Origin of the sequence: Porphyromonas pasteri, from assembly GCF_014647755.1 — a bacterium.
GTDB lineage: Bacteria > Bacteroidota > Bacteroidia > Bacteroidales > Porphyromonadaceae > Porphyromonas > Porphyromonas pasteri.
Genome location: NZ_BMPU01000004.1, coordinates 79523 through 103393 on the forward strand (window position 1 = coordinate 79523; position 23871 = coordinate 103393).

The 23871-nt window shown below is 58.5% G+C and carries 14 protein-coding genes and 2 tRNA genes; 12 read left to right on the top strand and 4 right to left on the bottom strand.

Annotated elements, in window-relative coordinates; all coding sequences use genetic code 11:
• Nucleotides 1-37 precede the first annotated feature (37 nt).
• Together IEX77_RS06615 and susR are read right to left on the bottom strand one after the other, a co-directional pair.
• Nucleotides 38-3028: a SusC/RagA family TonB-linked outer membrane protein gene (locus IEX77_RS06615; RefSeq protein WP_373287900.1), complete on the bottom strand. Its 2991-nt coding sequence runs from the start codon at nt 3026-3028 to the stop codon at nt 38-40.
• 210 nt (nt 3029-3238) lie between these two features.
• The gene (gene susR / locus IEX77_RS06620; protein WP_188808240.1) at nt 3239-4927 is read right to left on the bottom strand and encodes a SusR family glycan utilization regulator; all 1689 of its coding nucleotides are present in this window, start codon (nt 4925-4927) and stop codon (nt 3239-3241) included.
• Nucleotides 4928-5544: 617 nt separating this feature from the next.
• Between susR and mfd the strand changes: the two genes are divergently transcribed.
• The 12 genes from mfd (at nt 5545) to IEX77_RS06680 (ending at nt 21986) form a co-directional block, all read left to right on the top strand.
• Entirely contained in the window at nt 5545-8892 is a 3348-nt protein-coding gene (gene mfd / locus IEX77_RS06625; RefSeq protein WP_188808241.1) for a transcription-repair coupling factor, read from the top strand.
• A gap of 30 nt (nt 8893-8922) precedes the next feature.
• Nucleotides 8923-9435 carry a bifunctional adenosylcobinamide kinase/adenosylcobinamide-phosphate guanylyltransferase gene (locus IEX77_RS06630; RefSeq protein ID WP_188808242.1) on the top strand — a complete coding sequence of 171 codons (513 nt, stop codon included), beginning with the start codon at nt 8923-8925 and terminating at the stop codon, nt 9433-9435.
• Between the two features lie 26 nt (nt 9436-9461).
• Nucleotides 9462-10514, top strand: a complete 1053-nt coding sequence (cobT, locus tag IEX77_RS06635; RefSeq protein ID WP_188808243.1) for a nicotinate-nucleotide--dimethylbenzimidazole phosphoribosyltransferase — start codon at nt 9462-9464, stop codon at nt 10512-10514.
• Between the two features lie 68 nt (nt 10515-10582).
• Nucleotides 10583-12091, top strand: coding sequence for a LysM peptidoglycan-binding domain-containing protein (locus IEX77_RS06640; protein ID WP_188808244.1), 1509 nt, complete (start codon nt 10583-10585; stop codon nt 12089-12091).
• A complete protein-coding gene (locus IEX77_RS06645; protein WP_229770826.1) occupies nt 12078-12761 on the top strand; it encodes a porin family protein in 684 nt (227 codons plus the stop codon). Before IEX77_RS06640 ends, IEX77_RS06645 begins: the two co-directional genes overlap by 14 nt.
• 91 nt (nt 12762-12852) lie before the next feature.
• Nucleotides 12853-12924 (top strand) — tRNA-Arg (locus tag IEX77_RS06650).
• A gap of 577 nt (nt 12925-13501) precedes the next feature.
• Nucleotides 13502-13577 (top strand) — tRNA-Gly (locus tag IEX77_RS06655).
• A gap of 207 nt (nt 13578-13784) precedes the next feature.
• The gene (locus IEX77_RS06660) at nt 13785-15824 is read left to right on the top strand and encodes a DNA topoisomerase 3 (protein ID WP_188808245.1); all 2040 of its coding nucleotides are present in this window, start codon (nt 13785-13787) and stop codon (nt 15822-15824) included.
• Nucleotides 15825-16002: 178 nt separating this feature from the next.
• On the top strand, nt 16003-18849 hold the full coding sequence (locus tag IEX77_RS06665) for a M16 family metallopeptidase (RefSeq protein WP_188808246.1): 2847 nt from the start codon (nt 16003-16005) through the stop codon (nt 18847-18849).
• Complete coding sequence (locus IEX77_RS06670; RefSeq protein WP_188808247.1) at nt 18846-19742, top strand: ChaN family lipoprotein; 897 nt, start codon at nt 18846-18848, stop codon at nt 19740-19742. The genes IEX77_RS06665 and IEX77_RS06670 overlap by 4 nt, the downstream gene beginning before the upstream one ends.
• 21 nt (nt 19743-19763) lie before the next feature.
• Nucleotides 19764-20294, top strand: a complete 531-nt coding sequence (locus tag IEX77_RS06675) for a 3'-5' exonuclease (protein WP_188808248.1) — start codon at nt 19764-19766, stop codon at nt 20292-20294.
• A gap of 630 nt (nt 20295-20924) precedes the next feature.
• Nucleotides 20925-21986 carry a YeiH family protein gene (locus IEX77_RS06680; RefSeq protein WP_188808249.1) on the top strand — a complete coding sequence of 354 codons (1062 nt, stop codon included), beginning with the start codon at nt 20925-20927 and terminating at the stop codon, nt 21984-21986.
• A gap of 96 nt (nt 21987-22082) precedes the next feature.
• Here the strand turns inward: IEX77_RS06680 and nagA are convergent, their stop codons facing one another.
• Together nagA and IEX77_RS06690 are read right to left on the bottom strand one after the other, a co-directional pair.
• Nucleotides 22083-23252, bottom strand: coding sequence for an N-acetylglucosamine-6-phosphate deacetylase (nagA, locus tag IEX77_RS06685; protein ID WP_188808250.1), 1170 nt, complete (start codon nt 23250-23252; stop codon nt 22083-22085).
• Nucleotides 23252-23857 (bottom strand): Maf family nucleotide pyrophosphatase, encoded by a 606-nt coding sequence (locus tag IEX77_RS06690; RefSeq protein WP_188808251.1) that lies wholly within the window; start codon nt 23855-23857, stop codon nt 23252-23254. Before IEX77_RS06690 ends, nagA begins: the two co-directional genes overlap by 1 nt.
• Nucleotides 23858-23871: the final 14 nt, after the last annotated feature.

A 23871-nucleotide genomic window follows, 5' to 3' on the forward strand; every position in this document is an offset into this window, starting at 1 on the left:
CTGTATGATGTCACAGACAGTGATGTCCATCAATAGATTAGAAGTTCACCTGCGTACCGATCATGAACTGACGGGTCGAGGGGTAGTACGAGCGGGAACCCGTAGCCCCAGGATTCAGTCCATTGACCTGATAGTTTGAGGGATCGATACCAGAGAACTTGGTGATGGTAAAGAGGTTGCTCGCCGTAGCGTAGATGCGTACAGCATCGATGTACTTCTTCTTCAGATTCAGCGTATAGCCGAGGCTGACTGAGGAGAGCTTGAGGTAGTCCCCGGGCTCGAGGAAGTAGTCGGAGACAATGGGGTTCTGCGAGACGATCTTATTCTTGCTATAAGCCTTGTCCATCACATTGCCCTGGAAGTTCCGCGTCCCGTAGTAGAAGTCGTGGATATTAAAGAGGTCAAAGCCGAGTGCCGTCTGGAAGAAGAGCGAGGCATCGATATTCTTGTAGCGCAGGGTATGGGTCATCGAGCCGGTGAACTGAGGCAAGCCATTGCCCACATACTGGCGGTCATCGTCGGTAGCATTATCGGCAAGGACCTTGTCGCCGTCCTTGTCGTAGACGACCCAGCGCCCCTGAGGATCTACCCCAGCATACTTCAGCATGTAGAAGTTCCCGATACGCTTGCCCTTCTCGATACGCTGCAGGTTGTGGAAGGGATAGGGGTCCTCCGTACCGACGACGTCGTAGTAGTCCTGCCCGACGAACTTATCATTGCTGAAGTCCACGAACTTATTGCTCATCGTAGCCCCGATGACATTGATCGTGTAGGTGAAGTCCTTTGTCTTGACGGCATTCCACGTGAGGTCGAATTCGAAGCCGCTATTGCGCATCGTACCTACATTGACGAAGGTCGAGGTAAAGAGATAGGGAGGTACCGAGACATTGTAGTCACCGAGGAGGTCCTGCTGCTTACGGCTGTAGTAGTTGAAGGAGCCGTAAAGGTCACCACCGAAGAGCGTCCAGTCGAGACCGACGTTCCAGTTCTGGCCCTTCTCCCAGCGCAGGTCAGGGTTGACGTTCTTGCCAGGTCCCCATACCTGATAGTACTTACCATTATATAGGTAGTAGCCGAAGCCCGACATCGTGTTGAGCGAGCGGTAGCTGTCGAAGGACTGGTTCCCCGTGATACCGAAGTCACCACGGAGCTTGAGGTCCGTGAGCCAGCTCTTCGTCCCAGCCATGAAGGCTTCGTCAGAGATACGCCAGCCGGCAGAGATAGCGGGGAAGTTCCCCCACTTGTGGTGCTCACCGAACTTCGACGAACCTTCGTGACGGAGTGAAGCTGTCAGCATATAGCGGCCCTTCCAGTCGTAGCTCACACGACCGAAGAAGGAGATGAGCTTGGAGTCATTCTTATAGGACCCCATACCGAGCTCCCCTTCATCCTTAGCGTAAGTACCGCTACCGAGGTTGTTGTCCTCGAGCGCATCGTTGGGGAAGTCCTTATTCGCAGCGTTCAGCCCTGAGTACTGCTCATACTGATAGGAGTACCCTGCCATCACCTTGAAGTTGTGATTACCAAAGGAGTTGGCGTAGTTCGTGACCCACTCGAGGGTACGTATAGCACTCTTCGAGTAGTCCTGCGAGGCCTCACCTTCACGACCGGCATTGATCGCCAGCGTGCTCGTCGAGGGGCGGAACCACTGATTGTAGTTGTCATACTGGTGGTCAGCGAAGGTCAGCTGCGTGGTCAGCGTCTGACGATCCTCCTTATTCAGTAGCAGAGGCAGGAGGTTGAGCTTGACGGTACCGTCCCAGTCGAGGAGCTTCGTCGTACCCGTGCTCTTGTCCTTCTTGAGGAGCTCAAGCGGATTGTAGCCAGCAGCCTGCCCCTTGAAGTTGTAGTAGAGCGAAGGATCCTTGGGGTCCATGATAGGCGTCGTGGGGTTAGCCTCGACAGCATTGCGGAAGACATCCCAAGAAGCATTCTTGCGGTAGGCGATACGGGGAGCGACATTCAGCGAGAAGGTGATGAGACCACCCTTTGCCGTGTGGTTCAGTGCGACACGCGCACCATATTCCTCACGACCCGAATAGAGATCGATACCATTAGCGCTGCGGTAGTCAGCCGACACACGATAGTTCGAGCGAGCACTACCACCGCTGAGGCTGAGAGAGTGCTGGGTACGTGCCCCGACGCGGCTCACCGCATCAAGCCAGTCGACACTACCTCCGAGGTCGTAGCCGACGCCCGAGGCCAAGCGGTTCGCACGATACTCATCAGCACTGAGCATATCGAGCTCACGCTTGATGACGTCGAAGGAGACCGTACCCGTGTAGGTCGTATGAAGGTTGCCGTCACGGGCGCCCTTCTTAGTCGTCACGAGGATGACCCCATTGGATCCGCGCGTACCATAGATAGCACTGGCAGCCCCATCCTTGAGGATGTCGAAGCTCTCGATATCGTTGGGGTTGAGGTTCGTCAGGTTACCACCAGGCACCCCGTCGATGACGATGAGTGGGCCGAGGCCTGCAGCACGGGAGGAGACCCCACGCACCTGGATGCTTGCCTGATTGTTGGGGTCACCTGCTCCGGTATTCGTGATGCTCACACCAGCGACCTTCCCCTGGATCATCATCGAGGGGTCGACGGTAGCCATCTGAGAGAAGTTCTTGGAGGAGACGTGGGTGACAGCGGAGGTCAGCTCCTTCTTACCCATCGTGCCATAGCCGACGACGACGACCTCGTTGAGTGTAGCCGCCTCTTCGGTGAGGACGACCTTGATCTCACGACGGCCATCAAGGGCTATCTCAAGGGGCTTGTATCCGACGTAGCTCACACGGATCGTAGCCTTAGGATTCTTAGCCTTGAGGACGAAGTGCCCCTTGGCATCGGTCATGGTACCATTGGTCGTACCCTTCTCGAGGACGGTCGCCCCGATGATGGGCTCACCTGCCGGATCAGTCACGGTACCCTTGACGCTCACGGTCTGGGCAAAGAGGCTGACCGAGGTGAGTACCAAGGTCGATGAGAGGAGTAGTCGCCGCAGCGAGGTATCCACGCTTTGTACAGTTTCCATCATTGATATGTAGGTTAGAATTTTTATCCCAACAGGTAGGTATCTGGCGACTCGGATGAGTGGCTGAGCCGTAGCTCACCCGGATCGCTACCAACGAAGATAGACGAAATGCATACGCGAAGAGGGTGAGGTACTAAGTATATAGTTGGTGTAGAAACGTCCACTCTGATACTTAGCGACTTACCCTCTTTTTACAGACAAAAAAAGTAGTGATTATTGGGGCGGATTGGCGCCTTTCAGAGCCTTTTTCCCGATCTCCATGACCTGCTTCTCGAGCTCGTCACGATCGCCTCGAGCACGATTGCGCATGCGGGTACGGTAGTTGTAAATCGTCGTCACCGAGTAGCGCAGGAAGTGTGCGATCTTGGTGCTGTCGGTGATGCCGAGGCGGATGAGTGCGAAGACACGCAGCTCGGTATTGAGCTTCTGCCCTGGCTTGAGCTGTACCTGCTCGTCCTCACGAAGGAGCGCATTGAAGTCCTCGACGAAGGTCGGGAAGAGGTTGATGAAGGTCGTGTCGAAGCTGTCGTAGAACTCTGCCAGCTCCGTCTCGACCTCCTGATTGTATGAGGTGAGGGCCTGCTGGATCTCCTTCGTCTTGCCAGCGCTGAGGAGCTGACGCAGGCGCTTACGGAAGCTCTCCATCTTCTCCAGATAGCTCGAGCACTGATCCATGTACTGAGTGATGTAGGCCTCCTTGAGGTACGAGGTCTCGGTGATGAGCTGATTCTGCCGCTTCATCTCCTCGTTGTACTCCACGAGCGTGCGGTTGACCTCATTGAGCTGACTATTGGCATACGCCAGATCCATCTGCGCCTGCTGCAGGGCTTTCTTCTGCTTCAGGACGCTGAAGATGGCGAAGATGAGGCTCACGACAAGGAGGCTAATGGCAATAAGGACCCCTGTGATGACACGCTGTTGCTGCTGCTTCTTCTCCAGATAAGCCTCATTGACGACGGGGAAGGTATCGAGGATCTCGAGGATACGGAGGCGGGCATTACACGCCTTCGCATCGGCCATACACAGCGTGAGGTAGTGGTAGGCTCGGTCGATGTCGCCCGACTGGAAGAGGATCACAGCGAGCTTGCGCAGGGCGATGTACTCACGTGTGTCGCTCTGCATGTCGCTGATAGCAGCCAGCGTGTAGTAGTGTCGGGCCTCCTCGATACGCCCCATGTGGTAGTAGGCCTCGGCGATGGTGTAGTGGTAGCCCGCGTCGAAGCGCCCATCGCCCGTCGGCGTGAAGGGCAGGAGCTCACGTAGAGCCTCGGCATACTTGCCGTGGGCAGTCAGCTTATCGGCATAGATCATCCGATACATATTCGACCCCGCCTCATAGATCGTCAGCAGCGAGTCGCGGAAGTCATCGGTGAGGCTGGCATAGGCCGCTTTCTCTTGTGCCGTCACGGCATAGTCCGCCATGAGGCCGAAGAGGCTTCGACCGAGGTGGAAGAACTGGCTACGCTGCCCTGGGAGGAGGCCCCCCTCACGCAGAGGCTTGATGATCTCATCGGCTTCCTTGAACATCCCGATCGTCATCAATGCCGTAGCCCGATGGAGTAGGGCGTTCTGCTTCTGCTCCTCATTGCCCGCCTGCTGTGCCAGCTGGGAGAGTGCCGTAGCATAGAAGAGTGAGGAGTCGGTATTGTATGAGCGATTCTCCTGCCACAGCGCCTCGTAGAGGTTCATGCGCCCCTCCACGTTCCCAGCACTCAGCTTACTCAAGCTCTGTCGCAGGGTCTCTAAGGCCTCCTCCTTGCGCTGCATATAGGATGGGCGCTGCTCGATCGTCTGATTGAGCTTCACCAAGAGGCTATCCGAAGAGCCTGCCCACAGCGAAGGGAAGAAGGAGAGGAAGACAGCGATAACGGCCATCCACTTTAGAGAATTCCGCTTGATCATAACCCCAAATTTAGAAAGTATCCTTGATTTATCAGCAAAAGCGCGTGAATTCAGCAGGGTTTCCGTCATGGGATCTCCCACCTATGACGGCTCTCTTCCCCTCTCTTTTCTTCTTATCCAGCACAGAAAAAAGTGTCCTTCTCGCGAATAAAAAAGCGCTTTCACGTAGTGGTTTTCCTCTGTCTATGTACGTAGTCTTAAAGACCAGGCACGTAAATCCAAATATCCACGTACGTAGATATTAGAGCCACGTACGTAGCCTAAACTTTTCTGCCACTCGTCCAAAACTTTTATCCCTACGCAGAGCAACGACCTAATATAGGTCACTTCACAAAGCTATATAGCTTTCTTCGCCATCCTATATAGCTCTACCCACGTACCTATATAGGTCATCGCAGCGATCTATATAGGTCGGCCCGCCGACCTATATAGGTTCGCACCACCCTTACTACGAAGGCGCAGAAAAGCCCGGCGTAGAAAGGCCGTTCCTAGAGGTAACTTCTGCCCCACGAAAAGGAATAGCACGGCAGGCTCCATACGTGGGGGAGAAGCCGTATCTTCGCAGTGTGAAACAGGTCGATACAAATCCATCCCGCCCTACCTTCCAGCCGCCCCTCATGACGGGGCTTTCTGAGCAAGGAGTCTCCCTCTCCCAGCCCCTTCCGCCTCACACCCGTCGCTCCCTCTCGGGGCTCATGGGTTCTGCCCGTGCCTTCGTCGCTCCGCGCATCCGCCAGGCGGCACCGCTCGTGGCACTCCTACGTGACGAAGAGGAAGCCGGCTACTTCTATTCGGACTTAGCCCAGCTCTTGGGCGAGGATGGCGTACTCTTCTTCCCCTCAGCCTATCGCCGTGCTATCCGCTATGGGCACCGCGATGAGTCGAGTGCCCTCCTGCGCTCCATGGTGCTCAGCGCCCTGATAAGTGCAGCGGCACCAGGCGGCACTCCCCTACCCATCCTCGTCTCCTATCCCGAGGCCCTCATGGAGGGTATCCCCCAGGAGAGTAGCACGAAGGAAGAGCCTCTCATCATCCATCGGGGGGACATCATCGAGCGTGACCACCTGCGTGACCAGCTCCTCGCCTGGGGCTTCGAGCGCGTGGACTACGTCTATGAGCCGGGGCAGTTCGCCCTGCGTGGGAGCATCGTCGATATCTATTCCTTTGCCTCCGAGCTCCCCTACCGACTGGACTTCTTCGATGACGAAGTGGAGAGCGTACGCTGCTTCGAGGTCGATAGACAGCTCTCCGTACGTCAGCTCACAGAGATCACGCTGAGTCCCGACCTCTCTCAGGGCTCGGGCGACCTCACCTCGCTCATCAGCCTGCTCCCTGCAGGCACCCAGCTCCTCCTCTCGGGTGGCGGATCGCTGAGTACCCGACTTGAGATGACTTGGAGCGAAGCCCCACTGCTGCAAGACGGCGAGGGCTTCGAAGACCTTGAGGCACTGCGACGTATGCTCATCGAGCCCAGCCAGCTCTTCTCCGAGATCCAGGCTCTCTCGGGCTACGAGCTGACGGACGAGGCTACACCGAATGGCCTGCACTTCCACACCACACGCCAGCCTCTCTTCCACAAGGATTATGATGGTCTGGCCGCCCAGATCCGCTCTTGGCGCACCGACGGCTATACCATATATATATGTGCTGCGAGCCGTGAGGGTCACGAGCGCGCCCGCGACATCCTCACCCCACGCCTCAGCGAAGCCGAGCTACCCACAGAGGTGACCCTCGGCCTACACGAGGGCTTCGTCGACGAAGACCACCGCTGGGTACTTCTCACCGAGCACGAACTCTTCGACCGCTACCACAAGTACACCCTGCGTAGCGACAAGGCCAGCTCGGGGAAGGTCACACTCTCGCTGAAGGAGATCCAGAGCTTCAGCCGTGGCGACCTCATCGTCCACGCCGACCACGGCATTGGGCGCTTTGACGGCCTGGTGAGTATGCCTCAGGGTGACCACATGCAGGAGTTCGTCAAGCTCGTCTACCGCAACAATGACACCATCTATGTCAACCTGCATAGCCTGCACAAGCTCTCCCACTACCGCTCGGGCGAAGGGGGGAAAGAAGTCACGCTCAGTGCAGTCGGATCGGGGGCATGGCAGCGTATCAAGGAGCGCACGAAGAAGCGCATCAAGGACATCGCCCGTGATCTGATACGTCTCTACGCCAAGCGCCGCGAGACGGAGGGCTTTGCCTTCAGCCCCGACACCTACCTCCAGCACGAGCTGGAGGCATCGTTCGCCTTCGAGGACACCCCCGACCAAGCCGCTGCCGTCACCGCTGTGAAGGCCGATATGGAGCGACCCTATCCGATGGACCGCCTCCTCTGCGGGGATGTCGGATTTGGGAAGACGGAGGTAGCCGTGCGAGCCGCCTTCAAGGCTGCCACCGACGGCAAGCAGGTCGCCGTCCTCGTCCCCACGACGGTCTTGGCATACCAGCACTACCGCACCTTCTCTAAGCGACTGAAGGACTTCCCCGTCCGTGTCGACTACATCTCCCGTGCCCGCACGCCGAAGGAGCTTCGCGCCATCCTCGCAGACCTCCGTGAGGGGAAGATTGACATCATCATCGGCACGCACCGCCTGACGAGCAAGGACGTAGTGTTCCACGACCTTGGTCTCCTGATCATCGACGAAGAGCAGAAGTTCGGCGTCGCCACGAAGGAGAAGCTCCGTCAGCTACAGGTCAATGTCGACACGCTCACGATGAGTGCCACGCCTATTCCCCGTACCCTACAGTTCTCTCTGATGGGTGCGCGTGACCTCTCGAACCTCAACACCCCGCCTGCCAACCGCCGTCCCGTAGAGACCCTCCTCACGCAGACCACCCCGCAGATCATCCGCGAGGCCGTGGGCTTCGAGATGAGTCGCAACGGACAGGTGTACTTCGTCAATAGCCGCATCAGCAACATTGAGAACCTCGCCGCCCTCATCCAGCGCGAGGTCCCCGACGCACGCATCGCCGTCGCCCATGGGCAGCTGGCACCGAAGGAGATGGAGCAGATCCTCATCGACTTCGGCAACCACGAGTACGACGTCCTCGTGGCGACGAAGATCATCGAGAATGGTATCGACGTGCCGAACGCCAATACCATCATGATCCACGACGCACACCACTACGGCCTGAGCGAACTGCATCAGCTCCGTGGCCGTGTAGGACGTAGCGACCGCAAGGCCTTCTGCTACCTCCTCACTCCTCCGCTCGAGGGCCTCAGCGAAGACTCCAAGCGCCGTCTACGTGCTATTGAGAGCTTCAGCGATCTGGGCAGTGGCATACGCATTGCCCTGCAGGACCTCGACCAGCGGGGTGCGGGCAACGTCCTCGGTGCCGAGCAGAGTGGCTTCATCACCGACATGGGCTACGAGACCTATCAGAAGGTCTTCTCCGAAGCTATCCGAGAGCTCAAGGCCGATGAGTTCGCACACGTCTATGCCGACGACGATAAGCAGAGTGACGGTAGCGAGCTCGCCGACCGCTTCGTCGTCGAGACGCAGGTAGAGAGTGACCTCGAGCTTGCCCTTCCCGACGAGTACGTACCCTCGGACAGCGAGCGTATCCTCCTCTACCGTGAGCTGGACAGCCTCAGCGAAGACAAGGAGCTCGAGGACTTTGCCTCCCGACTGCGCGACCGCTTCGGTGCTCTTCCCCCAGAGACCGAGGAGCTTATCCTCATCCCTCGCCTGCGCCGTCTCGGCCATCACCTCGGCATCGAGAAGGTCGTACTCAAGGGTGGCTCTATGAGCCTCCACCTCATCGCCGATACCTCCAGCCCGTACTACGCCTCGGAGACCTTCGGCCGACTCCTCGAGTACGTGGCACGCAACAGCCGTCAGTGCGAGTTCGTCCAGCGATCGGGTCGCCACATCATCCGCGTGCATCATATCCCCTCCGTCGCCGCTGCTATCACCGTGATGCAGCACATCCTCCAGCGTCGCATCGAGGGAACACGAGCCTAACCACACCCCACTACCATCACCTGACTATCTATGAGCTACATTCATCTCATCACCGGCGGCGAGCGCTCTGGCAAGAGCACCTATGCCGAGAGCGAAGCTCTGCGCCTCAGCGAGAGCCCCGTCTATCTGGCCACGGCCCGCGTCTGGGACGAAGAATTCCGCCAGCGCATCCTGCGTCACCAGGAGCGTCGCGGGCCCGAGTGGACGAACATCGAGGAGGACATCCGTCCCTCCAAGCACGACTTCACGGGGCGCGTCGTCCTCATCGACTGCATCACGCTCTGGGCGACGAACTACTTCTTCGATATGCAGCAGGATGTCGATCAAGCGCTCGAAGCCCTCAAGAAGGAGTTCGACACGCTCGTCCAGCAGGATGCCACCTTCATCTTCGTCACCAATGAGCTGGGTATGGGCGGTATGTCCGAGTCCCGCACACAGCGCCTCTTCACCCAGCTACAGGGCTGGATGAACCAGTATGTAGCCGCCCGCGCAGACCGCGTCACCCTGATGGTCAGCGGCCTTCCCCTCACCGTCAAGGGCTGACCTCACCCGAATTACTCCCTATCACAATGCAAGACTTCGATATCCGCCCCATCCCCGAGGAAGAGATCTACCGTGCCCAATGCTACATCGACCAGATCGCTAAGCCTCTGGGAGCCATGGGCAAGCTCGAGACACTCGCCGCACGCCTCGCCGCACTCCAAGACACCCTACAGCCCAGCCTTTCGCCACGTGAGCACTTCGTCTTCGCCGCCGACCACGGCATCGAGACCGAGGGCGTGAGCAAGAGCCCGCGCGAGGTCACCCATCAAGTCGTCTACAGCATGCTACGTGGTGGAGCGGGGATATGCTTCCTTTGCCGACAGCATGACTTCGCTCTGCACATCGTCGACGTCGGGGTAGATCACGAGTTCCCCCTCGAAGGGACAGCACTTATCCACCGCAAGATCCGCCGAGGTACCCGCTCCTTCCTCCACGAGTCTGCGATGACTGAGGAGGAGGTCGACCGCGCTATCTCTATCGGCGTCGTCTCAGTAGATGAGGCCATCGACCGCGGGTGTAAGCTCCTCTCCTTCGGCGAGATGGGCATCGCCAACACCTCTACCTCGGCACTCTGGATGTACTACCTCACCGACCTTCCTCTCGAAGAATGTGTGGGTCGTGGGAGCGGACTTGACGACGAAGGCGTACAGCACAAGCTCGCTATCCTTCGCCAGGCTGTGGACAACTATCGCGGTCCTGTGGATGCCGAAGCTATACTCCGCTACTTCGGTGGCTACGAGATGGTGGTCACCGTCGGGGCGATGCTCCGTGCAGCAGAGCGCCGCGTAGCCTTCCTCGTCGATGGCTTCATCATGACGGCCTGCTTACTTATGGCACGGGCATTATACCCAGCAGTCACTGATTATGCGTTCTATGGACATGCAGGGGATGAGGCGGGGCACGCTCGTCTCCTACGCTACCTCGGGGCCGACCCCATCCTGCGCTTAGGTATGCGTCTTGGCGAAGGGACGGGGGCTATCTGCGCCTTCCCTATCCTCGATTCGGCAGCGCGAATGCTCCGTGAGATGGCCTCCTTCACCACCTCTGGAGTCACCGACTACGTCAGCCCTGCCGAGTAGCTCCGAGCTCATTTGCACACGATTAAGTACCTTTGCCCCATATTCATCACAAGACTAAGTATAGACAGATGACCCTCTCCGACACTTGCCGCCGCGCACTCCTCTTGCTATCGACCGCACTCCTTATATATATAGGTGCCAGCGCCCAGGGCGGGCGACGCATCCGTGAGCACGAGGTCCAGCGCGAAGAGACGGTGTATAGCATCGCACGTCGCTACGGTGTCGCCATCGATAAGGTCTACGAGCTCAACCCATGGGCCCGCCAGCAGATCAAGGTCGGCGACAAGCTCCTCATCCCTTCTACTCCCGCTACACCGGCCACCACCTCCGCAGCTTCGTCCTCTTCGCAGAGCCCGAAGAAGCACCGCGTAGAGACAGGCGAGACGCTCTATGGCATCAGCCGTAGCTACGGCATTGACCTAGCGGACCTCCTGCGCGCCAATCCTGGGGTAACCTCCTCCACCGTCAAGGTCGGCATGGAGCTCGTCATCCCTGGTGCTAAGGGTGACAGCGCCACGACCACCACGCCTAAGAGCGACGAAGGCGAAAGCAGCCTACCCTCACAGGTAGCCGCTTCGCAGACGCGCATCCTCATGCTCCTGCCGCTGAAGAAGGACAAGCACTTCGTCGAGTTCTACGAAGGCTTCCTCCTCGGCATGTATCAGCTCAAGAAAGCTGGGATCTCGATGCAGCTCACCACGCTGGATGTGCCCGACGATGAAGCGCTGAATGCCTACATCGATGCTGGCAAGCTTCGTGGTAAGGACCTCGTCATCGGTGGTGTCACCGAGGGGCAGATCCGTGCCATCTCCGCAGCTGCAGGATACAACTACTATATCATCCCCTTCAGCAAGGCCAGTCACCTTGAGACGGGTGAAGGCCGTGTCATCCTGACCAACGCCCACACCTCCACCATCATCGATCGCGTCGTCCCCGCCTTCCTGCAGAAGTACAAGGGCCGTGAAGTCATCTTCGCCTCACGCCCTGGCGACACGGAAGACGGCTTCGTCAGCCAGCTCCGCTCGGCACTCAGCCACGCAGGTCTACCCTTCCGCTCTATACAGGTAGGTAGTGGTGCCGTCGGAGGTATCAGCTCTGACGCTGTCATCGTACCCGTCTCTCCCGACCGCAACCTCGCGATGGCAACTATGGCGGCTATCGGCACGCGTACGAGTGGCGTCACGCTCTTCGGTCACCCACAGTGGCAGGCCTACGGATCGCAGTTCCAGCAGAGCCTGCGCCGCTACAACACGACCATCTACTCGACGTTCTTCTTCGATCCTACGCTTGCCGAGTCAAAGGACTTCCTAAGTCAGTTCACGGGATGGTTCAGCCACAAGGTCAGCAACTCCTATCCGAAGTACAGCGTCCTCGGCTATGACCTGGCACGCTACTTCATCCGCGCCTACTCGATGTACGGCCGCAACTTCATCAACAGTATGTCGTCCATCCCTTCGGACGGCCTCCAGCTCGACTTCTACCTCCAGCGTAGCGACGAGGCGAACGTGTACACGAATACCCGCTTCTTCTTCGTCCACTACCCCAGCTCAGGTGCTATCACGCGTGAAGCTCATTAGTTCCCTCCGCCACAGCCTCATCTTGATATGCCTCCTGCTCGCAGTAGCAGGAGTGCATCTCAGTGCGCAGACGACGAAGGAGCCCTTCGCCCAGTCGGTATCCGTCGGGGTGCATAGTGGGATGACTGCCAGTAGATTCACCTTCGTCCCCTCGGTACGTCAGCGCCTACATACGGGGCCCATCGCGGGTATCGCCGTGCGCTACGACGTCGAGCGCGGGGCATCCCTGCAGGCAGAGCTGAACTACCGCCGGGGTGGCTGGCAGGAGCGCTATGATGTCCTCGCCACGAGCTACAGCCGCACGCTCGACTATCTCGAGCTTCCCCTACTCACGCACCTCTACTTCCGCTCGGGAGATATCCGCATCTTCATCAATGCGGGGCCATTCTTCGGCTATCAGCTCGGAGAATCAGCTACCAGCTCGGGCGAGGCGAATATGTCCGCACTGGACTCCACCCGCCACGGTATGGCCGTGCGCGATCGCTTCTTCTGGGGGCTCGGTGGCGGGCCTGGGATAAGCATCCCCATCGGCAAGCGTCAGCGTGTCGAGCTCGAAGGGCGCTTCGTCTACGGGCTAGGCAACCTCTGGAGCTCTAAGCGTGGCTCGACCTATGTACAATCGTCGGAGATGTACTTTGGGGCTACGCTGAACTACTTCTTCCGCCTCTGACCTCGCGGCTGCTCACCGAGGGTGCAAGTATAAAATGACTATCTTTGCCCCACATCTCAGCGCGGCAAGAGCTCTGCGCAAGAGGAGATGAGCCCTCGTAGTTCAACGGATAGAACAAGAATTTCCTAAATTTTAGATAGCAGTTCGATTCTGCTCGGGGGTACACCCACTATCGCCACGCCCCACCATCCCACAGCGGATGGTGGGGCGTGACGCTTATATCCCTACCGCTAAGTCGTGGGAGGAGGCAATTCATCCCTCTATTCCGTCTCAAAGCAACCAGTACTGGTCGGCGTTCAGACCACTACTGGTCACGACGTGAAGTAGTACTGGTTCACTCAGCGACCAGTACTGGTTCATTTTATCCCTCCCACAGCTCCGCGCATAGAGATCAAAGGGGAGCAAACGCATATCTATATTGGTCAGCGGGTGAACCTATATTGGTCGAGATGCGGACCAATATAGGTCGCTGCGTGAAGCTATATAGGTTCGCCCGCTGACCAATATAGGTTCACACCACCCTCCTCACACCTTCACTCCAATTCCCTCAAAATGAAGCCATTTTATTCTGTCTTGTAACCAGCACCTATATCTGGAGAAGAGGCAGACCATCTCACCTTGGGCGAGAGGCGAGATGAGAAATTGCAAGAAATTTCGCCGAACATTTGGTCAATTCAAAACTTCGTCGTACCTTTGCAGTGCAAAAGGGAAAGGCAAACCTCCCAGAGCAAATTTGAAATGCGGAAGTAGCTCAGTTGGTAGAGCATAACCTTGCCAAGGTTAGGGTCGCGGGTTCGAGTCCCGTCTTCCGCTCCAATAGGTTTCCATAGTTTTGATGTGTATTTGTTTGATGAGGCATTCTAAGATTCACTTAAGTGATCTTGGGATGTTTCTCTCTTTTATGCCTATTGCATTCGGAGATCAGCCCACTGAAAGGGTACTCCTCTGCGGCACATCATCTGCGCTGCACCTACTCACATCGACTATCACCCCAGCCCGTCTCACCCCTCACTCCATACTATCTTGATCGTCTGCATCGCCGAGAAGCCCAGCGTGGCACGTGACATAGCGAACATCCTCGGAGCCACCGTCCGTAGGACCGACAAAGGTATCGGCCACTACGAAGGCAACGGGTATGCTGTGACCTGGACCTTCGGACACCTCTGCACGCTGAAAGAGCCCCACGACTATACGCCGGGGTGGAAGGCGTGGAGCCTGGCATCCCTACCTATGATCCCCGAGCGCTTCGGCATCAAGGCCATCCCCATCGAGCACTATGAGCGACAGCTCGCCGTCATCGGAGAGCTCGTCGCAGGCGCCGAGATGGTCATCAACTGCGGTGATGCGGGACAAGAGGGGGAGCTCATCCAGCGCTGGGTACTCCAGAAAGTGGGCTGTAAGGTGCCCGTGCGCCGTCTATGGATCTCCTCACTGACTGACGAAGCGATCCGCGAGGGCTTCGATAAGCTCCGCGACGGCTCCGACTACCAGTCTCTCTATGAGGCGGGCTTAGCGCGCGCCATCGGCGACTGGCTCCTCGGGATGAATGCCACCCGACTCTATACCCTCCGCTATGGCGGCAGCGACCGCAAGCAACCCCTCTCCATCGGACGCGTACAGACCCCCACCCTCGCCCTCATCGTCGAGCGCCAAGAGGCTATCGAGAACTTCAAGAGCGAGACCTACTGGGAGCTGAAGACTCGCTACCGCGAGGTCATCTTCAGCGCCGACAAGGGCAAGTACAGCGACAAGGCAAAGGCTGATGCTGCCCTACAAAGCATCACGGGCGAGCCCTTCACCATCACCAGTGTCAAGAAGAAGGACGGCAAGGAGTCCGCTCCGAAGCTCTTTGACCTGACGAGCCTGCAGGTAGCGTGCAACCGTAAGTTCGGTATGAGCGCCGAAGAGACGCTCACCACCGTGCAGTCGCTCTATGAGAAGAAGGTGACGACCTACCCTCGTGTCGACACCACTTACCTCAGCGAAGACCTATATCCTAAGGTCGCAGGTATCCTGCGAGGCCTCGTCATCCCACCCTATCTCAATCTGGTGAGCCCGCTCCTCAGTGGCGCCCCCATCCGCAAGAGTAAGAAGGTCTTTGACAACAAGAAGGTCACCGACCACCACGCTATCATCCCCACAGGGCAGTCGCCCTCGGGGCTCTCCGAGACAGAGACGAAGGTCTTCGACCTCATCGCCCGCCACTTCATCGCGGCCTTCTACCCCGACTGCCTCGTCAGTACGACGAGCGTCGAGGGCACAGCAGGCAAGGTGAAGTTCAAGACCTCGGGGAAGGAAATCCTCGAGCCAGGGTGGCGTGTGGTCTTCGAGACCGAGACACCCACCGAGGCGAGCGAAGCCAAGGAAGGCGAAGAGGGCGGAGAAGCATCCGAAGCACTCCTCCCGACCTTCACCGAAGGCGAGACGGGCGAGCACATCCCCGAGCTACGCGAGAAGCAGACCCAGCCCCCGAAGTACTACACCGAAGCGACCCTCCTGCGTGCTATGGAGACCGCAGGTAAGTTCGTCGAGCAGGAAGAGCTCCGTGAGGCAATGAAGGAGAATGGTATCGGACGCCCCTCAACACGTGCCAACATCATCGAGACGCTCTTCAAGCGCGGCTACATCGTCAAGGAGAAGCGCAGCCAGATCCACGCCACCGAGACGGGCCGTCAGCTCATCAAGCTCATCAACTACGACCTCTTGAAGAGCGCTGCACTCACGGGCGAATGGGAGTACAAGCTCCGTCAGATCGAGCGTCGTGAGCTGGAGACGCAGGTCTTCATCGACGATCTCAAGGCGATGCTCTACCAGCTGGTGCAGTCTGTCCTTGCCCCACAGCCGGCACCAGCACCTCAGCCAGCTGCCCCCATCCTTCCCGTCGACACGGGCGTGCCCTGCCCCCAGTGTCAGCAGGGGACCCTTCTGCGAGGTCGTGCGGCCTTCGGCTGCTCCGCCTTCCGTGAGGGCTGCACCTTCCGCCTCTCCTATAAGGAGTGCCCCTGCACAGCTTCGCCCGAAGAGCTGAGCGCCCGGCTGGGCGATACACCCCTCCTCTTCTGATCCCGATGCTCTCCTCTGCAGACGCACGATATAAATATGGAGCCGTAGACCAAGGTCTGCGGCTCCATTCTCGTACCACGGCAGGGCGTAGAGTTACCAAGAAATAGGGATATTTGGCGGATTGACAACCGGAGGGCATACCTACGGCGTTCTATCTATTAGCGAAAAGTAGCATCTGATGGCAATAGACAGATACGTATACACACCGACCAGCCGTGTGGAGAGGAAGGGATTCCGCTCCATAGGGCTCACCCTCCTCTTTACCCTTTTCTTCCTCTCCTTCGCCTGCCCCGCTCTCACCCAAGAGCGACGAGGGACGCTTTCCAATGGGATGAGCTACATCCTCAGACACAATACTCAGCCACGCAAGAAGATGGAGGCACGCCTCGTCATGCGTGTGGGCTCCTGCGCTCAGCGTCCCGACGAAGCAGGCTACGCACACTTCATCGAGCATCTGGCGTTCGGTCGAACGAAGCACTTTGCCTCGGGCGGTATCAAGCGCTATGCAGAGCGTCTCGGCACACGCTACGGCGTCGAGCTAAATGCTATGACTGGTCACGACCGCACCGTCTATATGATCTCCCTCCCCACCGATGAGCCGCACGTCCTTGATAGCACGGCGCTCATCCTCAGCGATTGGCTCACGGGGCTACAGCTCGACAGCCTCGAGGTGGAGCAGGAGCGTAGTATCATCAAGGAGGAGATACGCGCCTACGTACAGACCGATCCCTTCTACTCGCTGAAGGTCGGCACAGGCATCCACAGCCGTAGCCTCCCCGTAGGCACAGCACAAGACATCGACCGTGCGACGGCGAGCGGCCTACGTGCCTTCTACCATCGCTGGTATCGTCCTTCCCTTGCGACCATCGTCCTCGTCGGGGACTTCGACCTGGATGCCGCGGAGAAGAGCCTACGCGCGACCTTCACCACCGCCCCCACCACCCCAGCCCGTACCTATATCGAGCCAGAGCTGCACTACCCGCGTGGCCTACATCTCGAGAGCCATAGCGACACCCTCATCCGCACAGCGACCCTCGACCTCATCTTCCCCCACAAGACCCTCCCCACACGGACGCTCTCCGAGCTCTTTACGGAGAAGGTCCACCGCATGGCACTAGCTGCATGGAGTCACCGACTCGACAAGCTCCGCGGCGCTAAGCTCGCTGACAGCTGGTATCTTGGCCGTACAAGCCACCTCTCCCTCACCCTCGAAGGCAGTCGTACGGCCGAGATCCTCCGTGACCTCCGCGAGGCTATCTCGGCACTGAGCGTACTGCGACGAGGCACGATATCAGAGCGCGAACTCACCCTCCTCAAGGAGCGTGCAAAGTCCGCCCTATACGTCGTCACGGGCGATACGCCCTCGGCTGGCTGGTGCGACTATTACACTGATGAGATCCTCCACGGCGACCACTTCCTCACCGATGAGGCAGAGAAGAAGAAGCTCGAGCGTCGCATCGACGGTCTACGTGCCAGCGATCTCCGCCCCGCCTTTGACCGCCTCTACCGCTACCTCACTGGGCCAAGCAAGCTGGCGAGCTTCACACACAATGCGCAGCTCCCCGAGACAGCACGCCCACAGCGTGGCGCCATCGAGCGTGCTATCCAGCGCGGACTCTCCGCCCAGCGCACCCGTCTCAGCTTCACTCCGCCTTCGGATGAGGCTACCGAAGAGAAGAAGAGCGCCATCCCACAGCTCCTCACTCCCCCACAGAAGCTCCCCACGGCACAACTCCGTTCGTCGAAGCTACACCCCAACCTCGGCGTGCAGGAGGCCTATCTCCCCAATGGCATCCGCATCATCCTGCGCCCCATGCCCGAAGCGGACTCTGTCGTGAAGATCGCCATCAACCACCCCTCGGGCCTGCGTGACATCCCGCTTGACGAGCAGCCTCGCGTCGCTTCGCTCGCTGCCTATATGGAGCTGGGCGGTATCGCGACCCTACCCCGTGACCAGCTCGATAGCTTCCTCTTCGACCACGGCGTAGCACTCACCCTCACCGAAGCCATGGACTGGGGTGCACTCCTCGGTACAGCTCCCACGGGCAAGACGTACAGCCTCCTACGTTTAATGAAGGAGAAGATGCTGCACCCCGAGGCTGCGACAGCAGACTTCGAGGAGTCACGCGAATCACTTATCTCCGCCCTCGGGCGCCCCAGCCGTCTGGAGCAAATGCTTGCCCGTGACCCTGAGCGCAAGCTACAGCGCCGTCTGGATAGCATCCTCGGCACCTACATCCCCCAGCGCGAACCTGAGACCGAAGCCGAAGCACGTGCCCTCAGCCTTCCCTACATGATTGACTTCCACACCGACCTGTGGACGCGCACCGAGGGGATGACGATCGTAGTCGTCGGGCGCTTCGACAGCGAAGCTCTCCTCAAGGAAATCTCGGGCGTCTTCGCTGACCTTCCCCAGCGCCCCGCTAAGCCCACCCTCCCATCTCAGGGCCAGCTCACGGCAGAAAACTATACCCTCGAGGATATCGATGCTGGCGACGAGACGGCACTGCACAACGTCTACTACGGCACCTACGAGCCTACCCTACGTGGTAGCCTACGCCTCAAGCTCATGCGTGAGCTCCTGCGCAGTCGTCTCATCGATCGCCTGCGCTCCGAGGCGGGCATCATCTATTCGCCCTATCTCTATATGGAGTACCGCCCGAAGCCCGAGCCCTTCGTATGGTTCCGCCTCGAGACGCTTGTGAAGAGTAGCAATGCTCCACTGGCCTGCAAGCTCATCGAGGAGCTGGTCGAAGACCTCCAGACGAAGCTCGCCAGCCCCAGCGAAATAGCCGACATCGCCCGCACCTTCCTCATCAATAAGCGCGAAGCCCTCACCGAGAGTGATCTGGCTCCTTGGCAAGATATGCTCCTTGGCCTCGTGCGTAGCGGTGAGCGCCTTGAGGACTTCGCTCAGTACGAGCAGATCCTTCGCTCCATCACACCCGAGGAGCTCCGCACCGCCTTCCGCACGATCCTCAGCCCTCAGCGCCACCTCATCTATTCGATTGTACCCAAGCAATGAAACTCCTCCGTACCCTCACCCTGCTCCTCACGGGGCTTCTCTTCTCCCTCTCCGTATCAGCGCAGAAGACCACCGAGCCCGTCGCCTACCGCCTCGTAGACTCCGTCGGGCGCCCCGTCACCTTCGACAAGCTCATCACACGCGCCGCTGGTGCCGATGTCGTCTTCTTCGGGGAGCTGCACAACAATCCCATCAGCCACTGGATGCAGCTCCGTGTCCTCGAGGCCCTGCAGCAGCGTAAGGGGAAGAACCTCACCCTCGGGCTTGAGATGCTCGAGGCGGATATCCAGCTGATCCTCGATGAGTACCTCGCCAAGACCATCAGCCCCAAGAGCTACGGCGACGAGGCACGCCTGTGGCCGAACTATGAGACGGACTACGACCCCGTCGTCTACTTCGCCAAGGACCATGGCCTTAGAGTCATCGCGACGAACGTACCCCGTCGCTATGCCGATCTGGTGAATCGCAAGGGCCTTCCCGCCCTCGACTCGCTCAGCGCCGAAGCCAAGCGCTATCTACCCCCTCTGCCCATCGCCTTCCAGTCCACGGAGGAGAGTGCGGGAATGTTCGCCGCTATGGGTGCTCTCGTCCACGGGGATAAGAAGAAGGAGAAGCGCTACCTCGAGGAAGCTCAAGCCATCAAGGATGCCACCATGGGCTACCGCATCAGCCAGCACCTCCGCCCTCAGCACACCTTCCTCCACCTCAACGGCTCCTACCACTCCCTGCAGAATGGCGGTATCATCCCCTACCTCAGTCGCTACGCTCCCAAGACGCGCATCGTGACGATCACGACCGTCCTGCAGGAGGATGTCCAGTCCCTCGAAGAAGCCTACCGCGGTATGGCAGACTTCATCCTCATCGTCCCCGAGGACATGACCCGCACGCACTAAGCTCCCCCATCACCCTACGGAATGAGCAAGCTCAACTTCATCGCCATTGACTTCGAGACGGCTACGCAGAAGCGCAGCTCCATCTGCGAGGTGGGTATCTGCGTCGTCCGTGATAGCGAGATCGTCGAGACGCGCTCGTGGCTCGTACAGCCCGAGGACAATGCCTATGCCTATTGGAACATCCAAGTGCACGGCATCCGCCCCGAGGATACCGCCACCGCCCCCTCCTTCCCCGACGTGTGGGAGGAGATTGCCCGCGAGTATCTGGAGGAGTTCGACACGTTCGTCGCCCACAACGCTCCCTTCGACCGCAGCTGTCTGGAGCGTACGGCCGAGCTCTACGAGATCGAGCTTGGGGAGTTGAAGTGGGACTGCTCGCTGAAGCGTGCACGGCAGATCTATAACTTCGAGAGCAATTCGCTCGCATCCCTCTGCGACCAGCTCCAGATCACTCGCGGCACACACCACCGCGCTGGCGATGACGCCGAGATGTGCGCCCGCCTCTATCTGAGGGAGTGGGCCGATGCTCCAGCGAAGGGCGGACGGAGATAAGCACATCAGTACCGCCAGCCATATAAGGCAAGAAATCATATAGGCAGGGGGACGAACTTATATTGGTTCGTCCCCCTGCCTATATCCATATCCATCATAAGTATGAGAGAGGGGTGAGCGAACCTATATGGAGACTGTTGCCGAGAGTCCTGCCCCCTACTTATTGTGCTAAAGCATCGCGCACCCAGCTCCCCGATATGCCTCTCCGAAGCGATACACAAGCCCTTCACCTTATCGCGAGTATTCCTCTTATCCAGCGGAGGGAAAAGTATCATTCTCGTGAAGAAAAAAGCACCTTCCCGTAGTGGTTTTTCCGCATCTATGCACGTAGTCTTAAAGACCAGGCACGTAAATCCAAATATCCACGTACGTAGATATTAGAGCCACGTGCGTAGTCCAAACTTATCTGCCACTCGTCCACAACTTTTATCCCTACGCGGAGCAACAGTCTCATATTGTTCATCGGGTGAAGCTATATAGGTCGGCGTCGTGACCTATATAGATCCGTGAGTGAACCTATATAGGTTCGCCCAGCGACCAATATAGGTTCATACGACCCTCCGGTATAAGGTAGCGAGGAGTGCCGTATCTTTGCAGGACAAAAGATCTATTACTCACGACAGCAATTCAATGAAAGCCCTCCCTCGAGGTACCATCCATGGTCTCCTCTTCCTCGTCGTCCTGACCCTCCTGGTTCATACCCTTTCGCTCGTGCCCTTCTTCCACGACCTGCGCCTCAGCCCGATGGTGCTCGGCGTCATCGTGGGGATGATCTTGGCCAACACCGTACGCTCCCAGTTCCCCGAAAGCTGGGACGGCGGGCTGAAGATCGCCAGCAAGCAAATCCTGCGTGCGGGGATCGTACTCTATGGCTTCCGCTTGAGCTTCGATACGCTCCTCGCCGTAGGTGGTGGCGCCATCCTTATCGATGTGATCATCGTCGCTGGCACACTTATCCTTGGGAACTACCTCGGGCGAGCACTGGGCTTGGACAAAGACGAACGCTTACTCATCTCCTCGGGTTCGGCTATCTGTGGAGCAGCGGCTGTACTCGCCACAGAGCCCGTCGTAGGGGCGAAGCCACACAAGACGGTCGTCGCCGTAGCGACGGTAGTCCTCTTCGGTACGCTGTCGATGTTTGGCTACCCGCTCCTTTACCGTGCAGGGCTCTTAGATGCCCTTTCCCCACAAGCAGTCGGGGTCTACACGGGATCTACCATACACGAGGTCGCACACGTCGTCGGGGCAGGGGCTGCGATGACACCCGACACCCACGGCTCCAGCATAGACATCGCAGGCATCGCGACGATGACGAAGATGCTTCGCGTGCTTCTGCTCGCACCCGTCCTGATGATCCTCGGCTACATCATGCGCCGAGGCAGTGCAGACAGCGCTACCTCGGGGAAGATACAAGTACCTTGGTTTGCCTTCTACTTCCTCATCGCTATCGGGATCAATACGCTGCTGGGCATGGGAGCTGAGCATATCGGCCAAGTCGCAGCATATCACCAGCTGACGCATATCATCGAGGTCATCGACGGCTTCATGCTGGCGATGGCGATGACGGCGATTGGCTTGGATGCGACCTTTGCCAAGTTCCGCCAGTCGGGCGCTAAGGCCTTCCTCCTCGCCCTCGGGCTGTATGTCTGGCTCGTAGGCGGTGGCTATATCCTCGCTCGCCTGCTGGCATAGCCACGGGAACGATAGGGACAAACATAAAACACGCAGCGCCCCGTGCCGTAGTGGCACGGGGCGCTGCGTATTTATATCTGTAGCAGTCGGAAAGGCTTAGCCCCAGAACTCGGCGCCACGGACCGTGCGACCACGGTGCATGACGAAGCGCAGCTGGAGGTCTTCGTCGAGGAAGAGGATATCTGCGTCGTGGCCTGCCTCGAGAGCACCCTTCGTATCCTGAATACCCATGATGCGGGCAGGCGTGTAGGTGCACATGTAGACAGCATCGATGAGGGGGATATTAGCCTTCTGCACAGCGGTGCGGATGAGGAGGTCCATCGTAGCGATACTACCAGCGAGAGCTGAGCGGTCGGAGAGCTTGCAGACGCCGTCCTCGACGATAGCGTGACCCGTGGGATCCTTGAAGTTCACCGTACCCGTGTAGAGGAGTGCATCGGTGGTGAGTGCCATACGTTCGCGGCCCTTCACAGCGTAAGCCAGGTGGACCATCACGGGAGGCACGTGGATACCATCGCAGATCACCTCGATATCGAAGTCGGGCATATCGAGGATGGTCTCTACGGCACCAGGCTCCTTGTAGACACCGACCTTGTGAGCGACCTTCATCGCATTGTAGAAGTGCGTACCGAGCGTGTAGCCATGTTCCCAAGCTGCGCGGACGTGCTTGTCGTTGGCCTCGGTATGGGCCAGTGCGACGACGACACCGCGCTCACGGATATAGCTACCGAAGTCCAGTGCACCCTCGATCTCGGGAGCAGCGTCCCAGCGCTTGATGACACCGTCACCGCGCTCCATGATCTTCGTGTATTCCTCGGGACGAGCGGGGCGGATCAGCTCGGGGAGCTGAGCACCAGCCATCTTCACAGAGAAGTAAGGACCTTCGAGGTGGAGACCTTCGACGGTGGACTCATCGTCCTTCATCAGGATCTCCGTGCACTCGATCCCCTTCATGATCGTCTCATAGCTCGAGGTGGAGAGTGTGGGGAAGATCGTCGTCGTACCCTGCTGGAGGTGGTAGTCTGATGCTGTGCGGAAGGCCTCTACCGTCCCGTCCATGTAGTCTGCTCCGGCAGCGCCGTGCACGTGCATCTCGATCCCACCAGGGATGATGTACGAGCCTCGAGCATCCAGCTGACGTGCGCCCTCGATAGGGAGGTCGGTATTAAGAATCGCTTTGATCTTCTTGCCTTCGACGAGGACACTGCCACCATCGATCCAGCCTGTGGGCGTGTAAATGCGCCCGCCTACGATCTGTATATACATTATCTATTGGATGTATTTGTATGAAATATGCTCATCAATTGTTCGCCCACCAGATGCACTGGCAAGCCCATTACCGTGTAGAAAGAGCCCTCGATACGGCGGATGGCACGGTAGCCGATCCACTCCTGTATACCGTAGGCGCCAGCCTTATCCAGTGGCTGGTAGTGAGTGACGTAGTAGTCGATCTCCTCATCCGTCAGGGGGAGGAACTCCACCGTCGCCGTGTCGGAGAATGCCACCGAACGCTCGGGCGTCATCAGTACGACACCCGTAGTGACGGTATGCTTCTGCCCACTTAGCTCGCGAAGCATCGCCTTCGCCTGTGCAGCATCACGGGGCTTACCGAGGACTTTATCCCCGATGAAGACCAGCGTGTCAGCCGTGATGAGGAGCGTGCGCTCACCGAGAAGTGGACGATAAGCCTCCGCCTTCACGCGGGCGATATAGAGGGGGATCTCCTCGAGAGGTAGATCAGTAGGGTAAGACTCATCGACACCCTCCAGACGGATCTGCTCAAAGGGAAGATCCAGCCCACGCAGGAGCTCCACACGGCGCGGAGACTGTGAGCCTAAGATGATCTGGTAGTCGTCGAGGTGCTTCCACATAGTATTATAGGTCT

Excerpts from the sequence above, each read along its gene's own strand:
- IEX77_RS06675 (WP_188808248.1), top strand. The coding sequence starts at position 19,764 with ATGAGCAAGCTCAACTTCATCGCCATTGACTTCGAGACGGCTACGCAG.
- IEX77_RS06665 (WP_188808246.1), top strand. The coding sequence starts at position 16,003 with ATGGCAATAGACAGATACGTATACACACCGACCAGCCGTGTGGAGAGG.
- IEX77_RS06680 (WP_188808249.1), top strand. The coding sequence starts at position 20,925 with ATGAAAGCCCTCCCTCGAGGTACCATCCATGGTCTCCTCTTCCTCGTC.
- IEX77_RS06630 (WP_188808242.1), top strand. The coding sequence starts at position 8,923 with ATGAGCTACATTCATCTCATCACCGGCGGCGAGCGCTCTGGCAAGAGC.
- nagA (WP_188808250.1), bottom strand. The coding sequence starts at position 23,252 with ATGTATATACAGATCGTAGGCGGGCGCATTTACACGCCCACAGGCTGG.
- cobT (WP_188808243.1), top strand. The coding sequence starts at position 9,462 with ATGCAAGACTTCGATATCCGCCCCATCCCCGAGGAAGAGATCTACCGT.
- mfd (WP_188808241.1), top strand. The coding sequence starts at position 5,545 with ATGACGGGGCTTTCTGAGCAAGGAGTCTCCCTCTCCCAGCCCCTTCCG.
- IEX77_RS06640 (WP_188808244.1), top strand. The coding sequence starts at position 10,583 with ATGACCCTCTCCGACACTTGCCGCCGCGCACTCCTCTTGCTATCGACC.
- IEX77_RS06690 (WP_188808251.1), bottom strand. The coding sequence starts at position 23,857 with ATGTGGAAGCACCTCGACGACTACCAGATCATCTTAGGCTCACAGTCT.
- IEX77_RS06670 (WP_188808247.1), top strand. The coding sequence starts at position 18,846 with ATGAAACTCCTCCGTACCCTCACCCTGCTCCTCACGGGGCTTCTCTTC.
- susR (WP_188808240.1), bottom strand. The coding sequence starts at position 4,927 with ATGATCAAGCGGAATTCTCTAAAGTGGATGGCCGTTATCGCTGTCTTC.
- IEX77_RS06615 (WP_373287900.1), bottom strand. The coding sequence starts at position 3,028 with ATGATGGAAACTGTACAAAGCGTGGATACCTCGCTGCGGCGACTACTC.